The 15710-nt window shown below is 43.2% G+C and carries 8 protein-coding genes; all 8 read left to right on the forward strand.

The window, feature by feature from the left end:
• Positions 1–3: 3 nt before the first annotated feature.
• The 8 genes from BQ7997_RS24365 to BQ7997_RS24400 all read left to right on the forward strand — a co-directional run bounded on the left by BQ7997_RS24365 (position 4) and on the right by BQ7997_RS24400 (position 15612).
• Entirely contained in the window at positions 4–1554 is a 1551-nt protein-coding gene (locus BQ7997_RS24365; RefSeq protein ID WP_073348369.1) for a RagB/SusD family nutrient uptake outer membrane protein, read from the forward strand.
• A gap of 48 nt (positions 1555–1602) precedes the next feature.
• The gene (locus tag BQ7997_RS24370; protein ID WP_073348370.1) at positions 1603–3645 is read left to right on the forward strand and encodes a fimbrillin family protein; all 2043 of its coding nucleotides are present in this window, start codon (positions 1603–1605) and stop codon (positions 3643–3645) included.
• Between the two features lie 113 nt (positions 3646–3758).
• Positions 3759–5006, forward strand: a complete 1248-nt coding sequence (locus BQ7997_RS24375; RefSeq protein WP_073348547.1) for an alpha/beta hydrolase family protein — start codon at positions 3759–3761, stop codon at positions 5004–5006.
• A gap of 981 nt (positions 5007–5987) precedes the next feature.
• Positions 5988–9305: a SusC/RagA family TonB-linked outer membrane protein gene (locus tag BQ7997_RS24380; RefSeq protein ID WP_022139729.1), complete on the forward strand. Its 3318-nt coding sequence runs from the start codon at positions 5988–5990 to the stop codon at positions 9303–9305.
• A 29-nt stretch (positions 9306–9334) separates the two neighbouring features.
• Positions 9335–10927 carry a SusD family outer membrane lipoprotein NanU gene (gene nanU / locus BQ7997_RS24385; RefSeq protein ID WP_073348371.1) on the forward strand — a complete coding sequence of 531 codons (1593 nt, stop codon included), beginning with the start codon at positions 9335–9337 and terminating at the stop codon, positions 10925–10927.
• 183 nt (positions 10928–11110) lie between these two features.
• A complete protein-coding gene (locus tag BQ7997_RS24390; RefSeq protein WP_083589348.1) occupies positions 11111–12742 on the forward strand; it encodes a sialidase family protein in 1632 nt (543 codons plus the stop codon).
• Positions 12743–12763: 21 nt separating this feature from the next.
• Positions 12764–14782, forward strand: coding sequence for a family 20 glycosylhydrolase (locus BQ7997_RS24395; RefSeq protein WP_073348373.1), 2019 nt, complete (start codon positions 12764–12766; stop codon positions 14780–14782).
• A gap of 122 nt (positions 14783–14904) precedes the next feature.
• Entirely contained in the window at positions 14905–15612 is a 708-nt protein-coding gene (locus tag BQ7997_RS24400; protein WP_073348548.1) for an SGNH/GDSL hydrolase family protein, read from the forward strand.
• The last annotated feature ends 98 nt before the right edge of the window (positions 15613–15710 follow it).

A 15710-nucleotide genomic window follows, 5' to 3' on the forward strand; every position in this document is an offset into this window, starting at 1 on the left:
ATTATGAAAAAAATAAAATATACATTATTAGTGTTGTTGATAGGAGCCATGCAGTCTTGCGATTATTTGGACTTGAGTCCGGTAGACTCCTACGGTATCAGTAATTATTGGAGTACCAAAGATCAAGCGGAACGTTTTGTGCGTGGTTTACATTATCGTGTCCGCGAGCGTCAGGAAGTGTTGTTCAAGATGGGTGAACTGAGAGGCGGGACTTTTTTCGGCTCCAACTCTTCTTTGTTCAATCAGACTATCAGTGACGTTCCGGCTGTGACAAACAATCTCACTGTGGCTAATTATGTAATAGGTAACTGGGGTAATTTCTATATGGACATCATGCAGATAAATCATGCCATCCAGTCCGTTCCCGGCAGTTCTGCCCTGAATGAAACAGAAAAGAACTATTATCTGGGAGTGCTGCACGGATTAAGAAGTTTTTATTACTTCCACCTGTTCCGTACCTATGGCGGAGTTCCCCTGATTGAAACCGCACGTGTGATGGACGGAAGTTTTACCCCTTCCGACTTGAATCAGCCGCGGGCTACGGAAGAAGAAGTCTATGATTTCCTTGTAAGAGACATCAAGGCATCAGACGATTATTTTGCAGGTGACGCATTTACCATCCCTTCCACAGACAAGAGTTCTTATTGGAGCAAAGCGGCCACAAAGATGCTGAAAGCCGAAATCCTTTTGTGGGGGTGTAAGGTGAAACCCATTGGCGGTGCAAGCGTCTATTCAAAAAACATATCGTCCGATCTTGCGGCAGCCAAACAGGCATTGCAGGATATCATTGATTGTGGCAAGTACGGCTTTGCTTCTAAGAACAGTTTTGAGGACGTTTTTGATGTAACGAAGAAAGATAACAAAGAAATGATATTCGTTATCCGCTATATGCTGAATGAGAAAGAAAATTTCTTCAGCAAGTTCATGTATCCTACCAATACCAATTTGGTCGGTTTTGAAAATGCGGACGGTGTAGAGTACAAAGGTGACAATGTGAACCCATTGAAACTGAATGGTACGGCATCCAACTATCAGTATGCGAAAGAATTTTTTGATACGTTCAGTGAAAACGATATCCGTCGTAGCGCCACTTTCTTTGATGTATATAAGATAGACGGAGGAGCGGCAGCCATACTTTTGAATAAGTATAAAGGTGAACTGGACAATGATATACGCAAGTTTACGAACGACTGGCCTGTCTACCGCTATGCGGATTTGCAGTTGTTGCTGGCTGAAATCGTGGCATTGCAGGGAGGTGATCCTGCCGCTTACATCAATAGTGTCCGTGAGCGTGCATACGGTTCCGCTTATGCTGCCAATAAATATCCCCGTGAAGGCGAAACGGCGGAAGATGCAATTCTGGAAGAACGCTCCAAGGAGTTTGTCGGCGAAGGTAAACGTTGGTATGATATTCGCCGCATGAAGGGTGGAGAATTGGCCAAGGCTCTCCAGACCAGTGTATCGGGCGACCTGATTGAGAAGCACTTGTTGTGGCCTGTCGACGCTTCGGTAATGTCGAAAGACCCGTTGGTACAGCAGACACCGGGTTACTAATCTGCCTGTCGGATTCATATCATTCATTAAAAATTAAATCATACAAAGATGAAAAAACAATATATATTTCCGGTCTTAGGACTTTGTGCAGCGTTTCTTGCCACTGCATGCAGTGACGATGACTATGCCCAGACAGATTTTACGCGTCCGGCGGGAGGAAATCAGATCTTCCTCAGTTGCCAGTCACAGTTGGGTGATAACAAGACGGTTTGGGCGGCAGATAGTAAAATTGGTTTCTTTTGCGAGCAGACAAAAACAATCAATCTTGCCGTGGGAGTTGCAGCTCCTTATGTGGGACAGGTTGAGGGAATGTTTTACACACAGGTAGTGTGGGGCAAAGAAATGGGAGAGCACACTTTCTATGCTTACACTCCTTATAATAAGGATAATACGTCAGCGAAAGCGGTTGCCGGAGTTTTGAGCAACTCACAATTACAGTCGGGCACATCAAACGCTCATCTGACGAACACTGCCTTGATGTATGCGACGGCTAAGTCTGCCGAAGTGGAAACTGCTGTTCCGATGACCTTTAGACATGCTTTGGGATATTTAGACATCAGTTGCAAGACATCGGCCAAGTATGTCGGTTGGAAAGTGAAGTCTATTGAGTTCTCTACGGAGGATGGCATTGCTTTGGCGGGTGATTATAAATTTGACCTTACTACTGGTCAGTTTGCCATCGCCGACGGTTCTTCAAGAATAGAGTTGAGAGTAGACAATGCTCCGGCACTCGTTGCGAACGAAATTTTTCACGGATATATGTCTATGAATCCTATGGATTTGTCAGCGAAACAATGTAACGTAAAAGTAGCGATTGAAAAAGCAGGGGAGGACGACCTTAGTCTGACAGGCAGGATCGTTTCTGTCAATATATTTGCAGGCGGCATTAACACATTGAATCTGGAACTGGACAATCTGACTGCCGAACTTCTGGAAGACTTATCCATTGATTTGAGTGCAACGGAAACGGCAAACTGCTATGTGGCAGGAAAGGCAGGGCAGGAATATCGCTTTAAGGCTACCGTTATGGGTAATGGAGCAATTACTCCGGCAGTAGAAGGGGACGAAACAAAGAAAGGCATCACTCCTTCGCCGCTAGCTCCTGTATCGGCTTCAATTCTTTGGCAAAGCGAAAGAAGCCTGATATCCGGTGTGAAACTGAAAAATGATTATATCTATTTTACCTTGAACGGTTCGGAAGAAACGGCGTTGAAAGCAGGTAATGCGGTTATTGCCGCTTATGATGACGCAGGAACGATTGTATGGAGTTGGCATATTTGGGTTACAGATGTGGATTTGGACACTAAAGTGCAAACATATACTGTGCATGCAGATTACAGCGCATACCCCGCTTTCCAGTCACCTGTGATGATGGATCGTAACTTGGGTGCAACGGATGACAAACTGTGGTCGGCAGCTACTGATCCTAAAGGTTCGCATGGTTTGTTCTATCAATGGGGACGTAAAGATCCGATTATCGGCCCGAGTGATGATGCGGCAAATGCACACGCCACAGTTTATGATAAGGATAATGAGGTTGTAAGTTGGGACTTTACAGTTACAACATTGATTTCAAGAGAAGATATAGCCAAATATCCGATGAAATATATTAAGGGAGATAATTGGTTGAATGAAGACGCCTATGATTTATGGGGAAATTCAACAATGTATGATAGTGGCGGAGGAGACGGCTCTACCGGTTCGAAGTCAATCTATGACCCATGTCCTCCGGGTTATCGTGTCCCTCATCCTTATGTGTGGAGTGGATTTACATCGACAGTCAGCGGCGGCAATCATAAAACAGGTGCTGTGATTACCAGTGCTTCAGGTGATATAACGAAACAGGGTGGCGTTACTTTTGCAAATGGCGGAACGGCTATTTATCCTAGTACCGGTTTTATCAATAACGGAGCATTGCAGCGGGTAGCCCCTGCAGGTAATGGATGTGTCAGCTTATGGAGTAATGCCGCAACCAAAAAAGACTTCGGGGCACAGTTCTATTACGATGCTACGAATTGTAATACACCTAAAGGAAATAAGCGTACATTTGGTTTTGGTGTTCGTTGCATGAGAGACAATACCGTCAACTAGTCACTCGCTTTTCATTTCCATAAATCCTTGGCATGTTTTTTGAAGAATCATGCCAAGGATTCTTTTTCAATATAAGGAACGATAAAATAACCTTTTATAATACAGGCATTACAATGAAAAAGAATACAATAGCTGTTTTGTTATTACTATTGGTTCATGCCAACAGTCTCTCTGCCCAAACCCCTGACGTGACAGGAAGCGGGCATAATATAATTCAGACAGACCGCTCCGACGGACGATTTTTAAGTACTTACGGAGTTGTCCATGCAATGCTTTCGGGCATCAAACCGGAATGTGCGTTTCAGCCGGATATGACTGCCGAAGAATTCTGTGAATGGCAGCATAAAGTGCGGAAGTCAATGCAGGAAATCATGAAATTTCCCGAAGTGAAAGATATGCCGTCGCCTAAACGGCTGTACAGCAAACAGCGTGACGGTTACAAACTGGAGAAATGGGAATTTTATCCTTTGCCCGAGTGTGTCTCTACCTTTTTAGTACTGATACCGGATTCTCTGCGGCAACCGGTTCCCGCCATTCTATGTATCCCCGGTTCAGGTGGCAGTAAGGAAGGATTGGCGGGAGAGCCGGGAGTTGCTCCGAAGCTGAATGATGATTATCTGAATCCTAAAGTAACGATGGCACGCAACTTTGCGAAAGCGGGTTATGTGGCGGTAGCCGTAGACAATCCGGCAGCCGGTGAAGCTTCTGATTTGGAACGTTATGCCCGCGGAAGGAATTATAACTACGATTTAGTGTCACGCATCTTGTTGGAATTGGGGTGGAGCTATCTCGGATATACTTCATTTCTTGATATGCAAGTTCTTCAATGGATGAAAACGCAGTCCTATATCCGTAAAGACCGGATTATTGTAAGCGGTTTTTCTTTGGGGACAGAACCTTTGATGGTATTAGGGACACTGGATACATCCATCTACGCTTTTGTTTATAACGATTTTCTGTGTCATACACAAGAACGGGCATTGGTTATGACTGCTCCGGACAAGGCGGGTATACGACCTTTTCCAAATTCTATCCGCCATTTGATACCGGACTTCTGGCGTAAATTTAATTTTCCGGATATTGTAGCCTCTTTGGCTCCCCGTCCTGTTATATTAACGGAAGGCGGACTGGATCGCGATTTGGATTTAGTACGTGCCGCTTATAAGATGACCGGACGTTTGGAGAATGTCGAGATACATCATTATCCAAAATACACTGATCCGCATAGTCGGACAGATATAAAGGCACTGCCGGAAGGGCTCGATAGGAATGAGTTTTATAAACTGGTGAATGTGGACGGGGCCAATCATTATTTTAAGTCGGAGTTGATACTTCCTTGGTTGAAAAAACATCTTGAATAGATTGTGATATCTATCACTAGGGTAATAAAATATCTATCATACTATCATTCATTTTTATATTGTTCTCATTATTAAAACAATACATATGATAGATACCTTTATCAAAAGGTATCTATCATTATTTCTCCAGTAAAAACAGGGTATCTATCATTAATGAAACAGTCTAATGGAAGGAGAAAAAGCATAAAATGGCTTGTTTTTGTTGAAATGAATCCATATAAAGCGGATTATAATGGCTTAACGACCCGATTTGAGTGGCGCTAAGTTTATAGCCCACGGTTGTGTGCTGTAGAGCCTGCATACGTGGGCTGTATGGTTTACATATGTGTGCTGTTCAGCCTGCATATGTGGGCTATAAAAAGACGACCGTTCCTAATAGATTATTAAGTAGCTAAACGTTGGTAATATATGAGATTTGATGGTGTTTATTTCTACTGGCTCATATTAATGATGCGGTTCTGTTTATGCTGTTGTCATTATACGAGTAATCGAACCCATTAGCTTTGTCTTTCTAAGAATCTAATAGGCATAGTTTTTCTAATGTATAAATGGCTTTCTTGATAAGTTTTAATGGATGGCGGTTTCTGATAAATGCCTAAGTTCGATTAGAACTTAGATGATTTATATATTAGAATTACTTCTGTTTCATTGACAATTTTATTGTTAACATTCAGCATCTATTTCTTAAAACGTTGCAAATATACAAACATTATTAATAACAGCAAATGAATTAATAAATTATTTTATTTATATATGCTATTAAACATCGTTTTATTTAATAAATTACCTTGCTAATACGCTAAACAAATATTCATACATCAAGTAGATAATAGGTATTTCTTTTGAAGTTATTTTTTCATATTGCAATTATAATAGTCGAATTTGTACGAAGAAACCATAAGTATTTCCAGAAGATAAGTTCTAATCGAACTTAGGTGAGAAGTGTGAACAAACCTTTTTTATTAACTAAAAGTAATACTTATGAAAAGAAACATCTTTTTGTTGATGTTGTGCTTATTTGGCTTGATAGGGGCTATGGCGCAGACTAAAACTGCTACAGGTGTGGTTACTGATCAGGCGGGTGAGACTGTTATTGGTGCATCCGTGATTGTGAAGGGTACCACGAATGGTACCATTACGGATCTTGATGGTAAATTTACCTTAGGCAATGTGAAAGACGGAGATATTATCCAAATATCTTTTGTCGGTTATAAAACGCAGGAAATTAAGTTTGCCGGACAGATGTTGAATGTCATCTTACACGATGACACGGAAGTTTTGGATGAAGTGGTGGTTACAGGTTATGGTGGTTCTCAGAAACGTGCGACGTTGACGACTGCAATCTCAAAACTGGACAACTCTGTTTTAAAAAATGCAGCGTTCAGTAATGCAGGACAGTCTTTGCAAGGATCGGTAACAGGTCTTCGGGTGGTAAACACTACCGGTCAACCGGGTACGAATCCGGATATTACATTGCGTGGTGGAGCGACTATCACTGGTGACAACAGTAACGCTTTGGTTGTTGTGGACGGTATAGTACGTAATAGTATGTCGGATGTTAATCCTTCTGATATTGAATCTATCCAAATTTTGAAAGATGCGGCTTCTACGGCTATTTACGGAGCTCGCGCGAATGGTGGCGTTATCTTGATTGAAACGAAAAGTGGAAAGGAAGGAAAGACTTCAGTCAATTATAAGTTCAAGATAGGCAAAAACTTCACTCGTAAGGGATATGAATTTGTAAATGCGGAAGATTATATCTATTATAACCGTTTGGGTATGCTTCGTACCAACCAGGCAAGGGATGGACGTATGGGCACATACAATGTAGATGCACAAGCCGGATATGGCGTAGGGAATGCATTGTACGATATTCGGTATCTGACGGATGAAACAGCTCATCTTCAGAATGAAGGATGGTCTGTAATGAACGACCCATACTATGACGGAAAGCAAATTTTATTTAGAGATTATAACGGGCAGTTGGATGATGAGGTATTCAGCAGCAGTGCCATTACGCAAGACCATTACCTCAATATTACAGGTGGTAACGATAAAAGCACCTTTGCGAGCAGCTTGGGTTACTATAATGAAGATGGTATGATTAAAGGAACGGGGTTCAAGCGTTTCAGTGGATCGTTCAACGGATCGTATAAGATTTTTCCGATATTAAATATAAAAGCGGGTGTCTCTTATGTATGGTCTACCCGGCCGGAATTATGGATCGGTACTTATGAATTCTTTTATCGTACCCGTTCGCAGCGTCCTACATGGAATCCTTGGATGGAGGACGGTTCTCCTGCGTCAGGGGGTGGTACTGGGGATGGTAACCCGGCTTACTATCGTGATTTGCTGACCCAAAAGAACAGTACGGCACGTGCTACATACAATATCGGCTTTACGTTGGATATTCTTCCAAAAGAATTGGTCTTGAATGGAAACGCTTCTTTATTGAACTATCAGTATCAGAGAGAGAAGTTTGACAAGGCATATCAAACACAGACAGCTTCTACGCCCAATACAACTCGCAATGCGGAAGCTTGGATTCAAAAATACAATCAGATTCAGCTGAATGCTTCATTGACATATACCAAAACATTTGCCGAAAAGCATAATTTGGATGCAATGATTGGCGGAGAGTATTATACTTACAATCAATTTGATTTTGAAGCTAAGACGCAAGGTTCTCCTACGGACGATATCCCGACCTTGAATGTTGGTTCTGAAAGGACTTTCACTCGTACGGAAAAAACGGCTTATCGCATTCTTTCTGGTTTCGGTCGTGTCAATTATAACTACAACATGAAATATTTGTTGTCTTTCACGGCTCGTTATGACGGAATTTCTCGTTTGAAGGACAATCGTTGGGGATTCTTCCCGGGGGTATCTGTAGGATGGAATATTATGGAAGAAGATTTCTGGAAAGAATCCAAAGTGTCAGATATCGTTTCCAATTTGAAACCGCGTATCAGTTATGGTGTGAATGGTAATGTAAATGGTATCGGAAATTATGAAGTCTATGGAGAATACGCACAGGTGGATGCTAAAACTTATGGTGGGGCGACAGCTCTTTATAATAAGAAATTGCTCAATACCAACCTGCGCTGGGAACAGAGTCAGACCTTTGAGGTGGGATTGGATATCGGATTCCTGCAGAACAGACTTTCTTTTATTCTCGACTTCTACAGCCGTCGGACAAAGGATTTGCTGACCAAACAAGCATTGCCCGGATATACCGGATTCTCGGATATTGTAACGAATATGGGTACGTTGCGCAACTCCGGTTTCGAAGCGGAAGTGAAAGCAAACATCATCAACAAGGGTGGTTTCACATGGGATATGACTGCGAATATTACTTCTGTTGCCAACAAGATAATTGCATTACCTTATAACAATGTTGAGAACAACCGCGTAGGCGGTTATGAAGTAGCGGCTGGTAAAGTAGATGCCAATGGCAAGTTCCCGACCAAATGGATTGCCGGTCGTCAGGAAGGCGGTAAACTGGGAGAACTGGTTGGATATAGACAGCAGCATGTTTTCAAAGACTGGGATGACGTAAAGCAACATGCAAATTTACGTGTGGATGAAGTTGCCAACTTGTATGGTCCCGGACTGGCTGATCAGATCAACCCCGCTACCGGAAAGACTTATAAGGAATCTTCGGGATGGCAGCCTATCGAGCCGGGTGACGCTTGTTGGGAAGACATCAACGGTGATAATATTATTAACGGTTACGACCGTTCTGTGATGGGTAACATCTTCCCGAATGTTACGGGTGGTTTCTCTACTACATTCGGATATAAAGGTCTGTCACTCTATGCCCGTTTCGACTATGCTTTGGGACACACCTTATACAATGACTTGAAAGCTCGTTCGTTGGGACAATATCAGGGGCAATTCAACATCATTACGGATGTGAAAGATATGTGGAGCGAAGCAAATCCGAACTCAGACCTTACGAAGTTCTACTATGCCGACCAGTTGGCGAAAAAGAATATTACCCGTTCGAACAATGCTTCTACCGCAGCCGACAACAACAGTTCCCGTTATTATGAAAAGGGTGATTATCTGGCTTTGCGCGAAGTCACATTGAGCTATCAGTTGCCGAAATCGCTTATCAGCAAGGTACATATGACAGATGCATCTGTGTATGTCACCGGACAGAACTTGTTCTATATCACCGGATATGGTGGTGTATCTCCTGAACCAGCCGTATCGACTACATACGGTCGTGGTATTGACAATGGACGTTATCCTACTCCGAGAACGCTCTTGTTCGGTTTATCTCTAACATTCTAATTTGACAGGACTTAAAAAGGAATAGAATTATGAAAAATATATTCAAATATTTATGGGCAAGTGCAGCTTTGCTGCCTTTCCTGACAGGATGTAACTCTTTGGATCTGGAGTCGGAAAGTACGATAACCGATGCCAACTATTGGAAGAGTGACACGCATTTCAGTGCTTTCAACGTTGGTTTGCATGCACAACTCAGAGAGCGGTCGTACAATTTCTTTATATTAGGTGAACCTCGTGCTGATATTTATGGTGATGCGCCGTTCGGTGGTGAGGCGACTCAAGGTATGGAAATCTTCCCTGCCAATTCGCTGAACAGGGAGAACGTAGGGCTCAGTAATTTTGCTAATTTGTACGGAGTTATCAATCAGATAAATCTGATGATTGCCAAAACGGAAGAAACCGGATTGCTGCCCGAAGCTACCAAGAAATATTATTTGGGAGAGGCTTATGGGATGCGTGCTTTTCTTTACTTTCACTTGCTCCGCTCATGGGGGGATGTCATTCTGCATTTGACTTACACCAGTGGTTCGACCATTGATTTGGCAAATATACAGAAGGCTGCTTCGCCGGCAACGGAAGTGATGGCCCGTATCAAAGAAGACATTACTGCGTCTGAGACGGCATTTAATGGTGACTATTCCTACAAATACGGAAAACATTACTGGTCGTTGGGAGCTACAAAAATGTTGAAAGGTGAAGTATACTTGTGGAGTGGCAAGCAGATGGGGGGTGGTGATGCCGACTACCGTACTGCTAAAGGGGCTTTGCAGGAAGTGAACAATTGTCCGGGTATTGGTTTGGAAGACAACTTTACCAATGTTTTCGCCTATGCGAACAAGAAAAATAAAGAAATAATCTTCACCATTCATAATGGACGTGATGAGTATAATATGTGGGGCGGGACTAGTTTTAGAAATAATCTTGTTCCTCAGCAGGCTTACATGACTTCCGGCAATTATTTTGATGAGAACGGAGTTTCTTTTGCCGAAACGAAAGATGCTGAACTGAATGGTTTGATAAGACTTCAGATTAAAAAAGATTTTTATGATAAGGTATTCCGTGAAGGCGATACTCGTAAAGCCGGTTCGGTGAAGGCTGTTTATGTGAAAGAGGGGGAAGACTTGGTATATAGGGCTTGTTTCCCTTATAAATTCCAGGGTACGATGTTGCCTGGCGGCTCAGAGCGTGCATGGTTAGACGATTATCCTATTTATCGGTATGCAGACTGCTTGCTGCTTTTGGCAGAAGCCAAAGCTTTGCTAGGTGAAGATATCACTACTGAAATCAATACTGTTCGTAAACGTGCGTACGGTGAGACTTATTTCGAAGCGAATAAGGCAACGGTGGCCTATCCGAATGAAAAAGGCGGTGAATTTTATTCCGGCAATCCGTTTGTAGCAGGTGATGATGACCCTATTGAAACAGTTCTGAAAGAACGTTTGCGCGAGTTGATGTATGAAGGAAAACGTTGGTATGATATACGTACTTTGGGTTGTACGGCAAAATATTCTACAGCAAATCAAAAGCGGTTGCTATGGCCGATTGATGCTAATACGCTGACCAATAATAGAGAGCTGGTTCAGACTGAAGGTTATCTCACCGGTGGAGAAGGTGAAGAATAATAATACTTCAGGCTGATAACCGAATAAAAACAAGAGAACGTATGTGTGGTTTAGCATGTGCGTTCTCGTTTTTGTAATAGGTGGTTTATTAATTATGCATTTTATAATAAATTATTTTATTAAATGTAGAGGTGATTCGTTGTAATTTTATATATTTGCAGCATGAAACATTTAAATAATACCATGAAAAAGAATCTATTCTTATCAATCGCCTTTTCTGTTTGTGCGATTTTGCAGTCAGTTGCATCGGATACTGTATTTGTGCGTGAAACTCAGATTCCTGTTTTGATTGAACGACAAGACAATGTGTTGTTTATGTTGCGTTTGAACGCAAAAGAGAGTCGTGCTTTGGATGAAGTGGTTTTAAATTTCGGCAAAGATGTGAATTTGTCAGACATAAAATCCGTCAAGTTATATTATAGTGGTACGGAAGCCCGTCAGAACTATGGCAAGAATCTTTTTGCTCCTGTGTCCTATGTTTCCAGTTATACGCCGGGAAAGACATTGGCGGCCAATCCTTCTTATTCGATTAATAAGTCGCAAGTGGACAATCCGAAACAGAAAGTTACCTTGAAAGCCAATCAGAAGCTTTTCCCCGGAATCAACTATTTCTGGATTAGTTTGCAGATGAAGCCGGATGCTTCTTTGCTGGATAAGGTTTCGGCTAAGATTGCTACTGTGAAAGTAGATGGTAAAGCCGCCCTTATGCATACGGTTTCACCGGAAAATATAGTTCATAGGGTAGGAGTGGGCGTGCGTCATGCCGGTGACGACGGCTCGGCTGCTTTCCGTATTCCGGGACTGGCAACTACCAACAAGGGAACTTTATTGGGAGTATATGATGTACGTTACAATAGTAGTGTCGATTTGCAGGAGCATGTAGATGTTGGTCTGAGCCGCAGCGTAGACGGTGGTAAAACATGGGAGAAGATGCGTTTGCCTCTGGCTTTCGGTGAGACCGGCGATTTGCCCGCTGCTCAGAACGGTGTCGGTGACCCTTCTATTCTGGTGGATACCAAGACCAATACGGCATGGGTGGTAGCAGCCTGGACACATGGGATGGGTAATCAGCGTGCCTGGTGGAGCTCTTATCCGGGAATGGATATGAATCATACGGCCCAGTTGGTGCTGTCAAAGAGTACGGACGACGGTAAAACGTGGTCAAAGCCTATCAATATCACAGAACAGGTGAAAGACCCTTCCTGGTATTTTCTTCTGCAAGGGCCGGGACGTGGTATCACAATGCAGGACGGCACACTGGTATTCCCGATTCAGTTTATCGACTCTACCCGTGTTCCGAATGCGGGAATCATGTATAGCAAAGACCGTGGCGAAACATGGAAAATACATAACTACGCACGTACCAATACGACTGAAGCACAAGTGGCGGAAGTAGAGCCGGGCGTATTGATGCTGAACATGAGGGATAACCGTGGCGGCAGCCGTGCTGTTGCTACCACCAAGGATTTGGGCAAGACGTGGACAGAACACCCTTCTTCGCGCAAAGCATTGCAGGAACCGGTTTGTATGGCAAGCCTGATTAGCGTAAAAGCCAAAGACAATGCACTAAACAAGGATATTCTTTTATTCTCCAACCCGAATACGGTGAAAGGCCGCCATCATATCACCATCAAAGCAAGTCTGGATGGCGGTGTCACATGGTTGCCCGAACATCAGGTGATGCTCGATGAAGGTGAAGGATGGGGATATTCTTGTCTGACTATGATTGATAAGGAGACAGTCGGCATACTGTATGAGAGTAGTGTAGCCCACATGACTTTCCAGGCTGTCCCGTTAAAGGATATAATAAAATAGAGACACACTCGACCTGTAATCATGAAAAACAAATTAATACTATTAATATATTTTACAATTAACTTATACACACTTTCAGTGGCAAAAGCAGGTGATTACCACCTGCTCCCCCAGCCACAAAAGTTTACCCCCTCTCATATAAACTTTCAAGTGAATAAGGTGATGTTTTCCACTCCTGTGCTTCAACAGGAGTGGGAAGCCTTTATCGCAGAAATGGGTGGAACAGTCTCGCCAAAGGCAACTGCCGTCATCGAGGTGAAACTACTGCCTTCTCTACCTGAAATACCGATGAACCGGGATGAGGCTTACCGCCTGAATGTAACCAGGAAACGGATAACCGTTGAGGCTGTGACCGAACGGGGCGTTTATCGGGCTATGCAGACTTTAAGGCAACTGGTAGAGAAAAAGAACTCAAAAACGCAGATTCAAGGAGCTGAAATCATTGACTGGCCTGCTTTCCGTGTTCGCGGATTCATGCAGGACGTAGGGCGGAGTTACATTTCATTGGAAGAACTGAAACGTGAAATCGCCGTACTCGCCAAATTCAAAATCAACGTCTTCCATTGGCATCTGACCGAGAATCAGTCCTGGCGACTGGAAAGCAAGATTTTCCCGATGCTTAATGATAGCGCGAACACCACCCGCATGCCCGGCAAATATTACACGCTGGAAGAAGCCAAAGAACTGGTCGCTTTCTGTAAGGCGCATCACATGACGTTGATTCCTGAAATTGATATGCCCGGACACAGTGCGGCCTTTATACGCACCTTCCGTCACGACATGCAAAGTCCCGAAGGAATGAAAATCCTGAAACTTCTGCTGGATGAAGTGTGCGAAACGTTTGACGTGCCTTATTTGCATATCGGCACGGATGAAGTGCAGTTTACCAACCCTCGTTTCGTACCGGAAATGGTGTCCTATGTACGTTCCAAAGGCAAGAAAGTAATCTCATGGAATCCGGGCTGGCATTATAAACCCGGAGAAATTGATATGACCCAGCTCTGGAGCTACCGCGGGAAAGCGCAGGAAGGTATTCCCGCCATTGATTCACGTTTTCATTATCTGAACCATTTTGATACATTCGGTGATATTGTCGCATTATACAACAGCCGTATTTATAATAAGGAACAGGGAAGCGACGACCTGGCAGGAACGATTCTGGCTATCTGGAATGACAGGCTGATTGATTCCGAATGGGATATGATTATCGAAAATAATTTTTATCCCAATATGCTGGCTGTGGCAGAACGTGCCTGGAAAGGTGGCGGAACTGAATATTTTGACAAGAACGGCACAATACTTCCTACTGACGGACAGTCGGAGCTATTCAAGAATTTTGCTGATTTTGAACGTCGTCTGTTGTGGCATAAGGAACACACCTTTGCCGGTTATCCGTTTGCGTATGTCCGTCAGACAAATGTGAAATGGAATATTACGGACGCGTTTCCGAATGGGGGAGATTTGACAAAGACTTTCCCGCCGGAAGAATCCTTGCGGGATAGTTACACTTATGAAGGAAAGACATACAATGTACGTCCTGCCATTGGTGCCGGTATTTACTTGCGCCATGTATGGGGTACGCTTGTTCCCGGATTCTATAAAGAACCGGAAGAGAACCATACAGCCTATGCTTACACCTATGTCTATTCACCGAAAGAACAGACAGCCGGCCTGTGGGTGGAATTCCAGAATTACAGCCGTTCGGAAGCCGACCTTCCTCCTTTACAGGGAAAATGGGATTATAAAGAAAGCCGCATTTGGATAAATGAACAGGAAGTGTTGCCGCCCGTATGGACAGCCACCCACCGGACTAAAAGTAATGAAATCACTTTGGGTAACGAGAACTGTGTAGTGCGTCCTCCTTTGGAAGTCCGTCTGCAAAAAGGATGGAATAAAGTATTTATGAAATTGCCGGTAGGAAAGTTCACTTCTCCCGAAGTCCGGTTGGTGAAATGGATGTTTACCGCTGTTTTTGTTACTCCCGACGGACAGAAAGCGTTAGAAGGACTTGTGTATTCACCGGACAAAACATTGAAATAGCCAATCATAGAGAGGAAGACTTTTATGGATATGCCATGAGCTAATAAGAATATGCTATAATGAAAAACAGATATGCTATAATGAAAAAGAAATATGCTATAATGAAAAGCGAATGTTCTATGATGCAAAACGGATATGTCAATGAGCCAATAAGAGGAATAGCCTGTAGGAAGTTCTTTTTTTTAGTGCTCGTATTGTCCTTGGCATTGGTATGCCGTGCGCAGGAACGTAAATATTCTACATTTTATTATCAGCGTGCCACATTGTTTGAAGAGCTGCCTGTGACTTCCGATGACATTATTTTCTTGGGGAATAGTATCACGAACGGTGCCGAATGGTCGGAACTGTTTAATAATAAGCACGTCAAGAACCGCGGAATCAGCGGTGATATCTGTATGGGAGTGTATGACCGTCTGGATGCTGTCCTGAAAGGAAAACCTGCTAAAATATTCCTTCTGATTGGCATTAATGATGTGAGCCGTGGAACTCCTGCCGATACCATTGTGTCCCGTATCGGGATGATTGTCCGGAAGATAAAGATGGATTCACCGAAAACAAAGCTTTATCTGCAAAGCGTTCTCCCCGTGACCGACCATTATAATATGTTCAAGGGGCATACTTCCCGCTGGCAGGTTGTTCCGGAAATTAATAAAGGATTAGTCCGTCTGGCAGAGAAGGAAGGAGCGGCATATATAGACTTGTACTCCCATTTTGTAGATAAAGAAACCGGAAAAATGAACACTGCATACACGAATGACGGTCTGCATCTTTTAGGAAAAGGGTATTTGAAATGGGTAGAGATTGTAAAACCTTATATCGGAAAGAAATAAAAACCAAAGAAATAAATCAAAAGGAGCTCGATATAAATCATAGGCTGTGCTTCTTCTCCTTCTGGAAGGAGGGGAAGCCATGCGGAGATTGATATTAT

The organism is Bacteroides congonensis (assembly GCF_900130125.1).
Classification (GTDB): domain Bacteria; phylum Bacteroidota; class Bacteroidia; order Bacteroidales; family Bacteroidaceae; genus Bacteroides; species Bacteroides congonensis.

Coding starts and splice junctions, on each gene's coding strand:
- BQ7997_RS24365 (WP_073348369.1), top strand. CDS start 4: ATGAAAAAAATAAAATATACATTATTAGTGTTGTTGATAGGAGCCATG.
- BQ7997_RS24370 (WP_073348370.1), top strand. CDS start 1,603: ATGAAAAAACAATATATATTTCCGGTCTTAGGACTTTGTGCAGCGTTT.
- BQ7997_RS24375 (WP_073348547.1), top strand. CDS start 3,759: ATGAAAAAGAATACAATAGCTGTTTTGTTATTACTATTGGTTCATGCC.
- BQ7997_RS24380 (WP_022139729.1), top strand. CDS start 5,988: ATGAAAAGAAACATCTTTTTGTTGATGTTGTGCTTATTTGGCTTGATA.
- nanU (WP_073348371.1), top strand. CDS start 9,335: ATGAAAAATATATTCAAATATTTATGGGCAAGTGCAGCTTTGCTGCCT.
- BQ7997_RS24390 (WP_083589348.1), top strand. CDS start 11,111: ATGAAAAAGAATCTATTCTTATCAATCGCCTTTTCTGTTTGTGCGATT.
- BQ7997_RS24395 (WP_073348373.1), top strand. CDS start 12,764: ATGAAAAACAAATTAATACTATTAATATATTTTACAATTAACTTATAC.
- BQ7997_RS24400 (WP_073348548.1), top strand. CDS start 14,905: ATGCAAAACGGATATGTCAATGAGCCAATAAGAGGAATAGCCTGTAGG.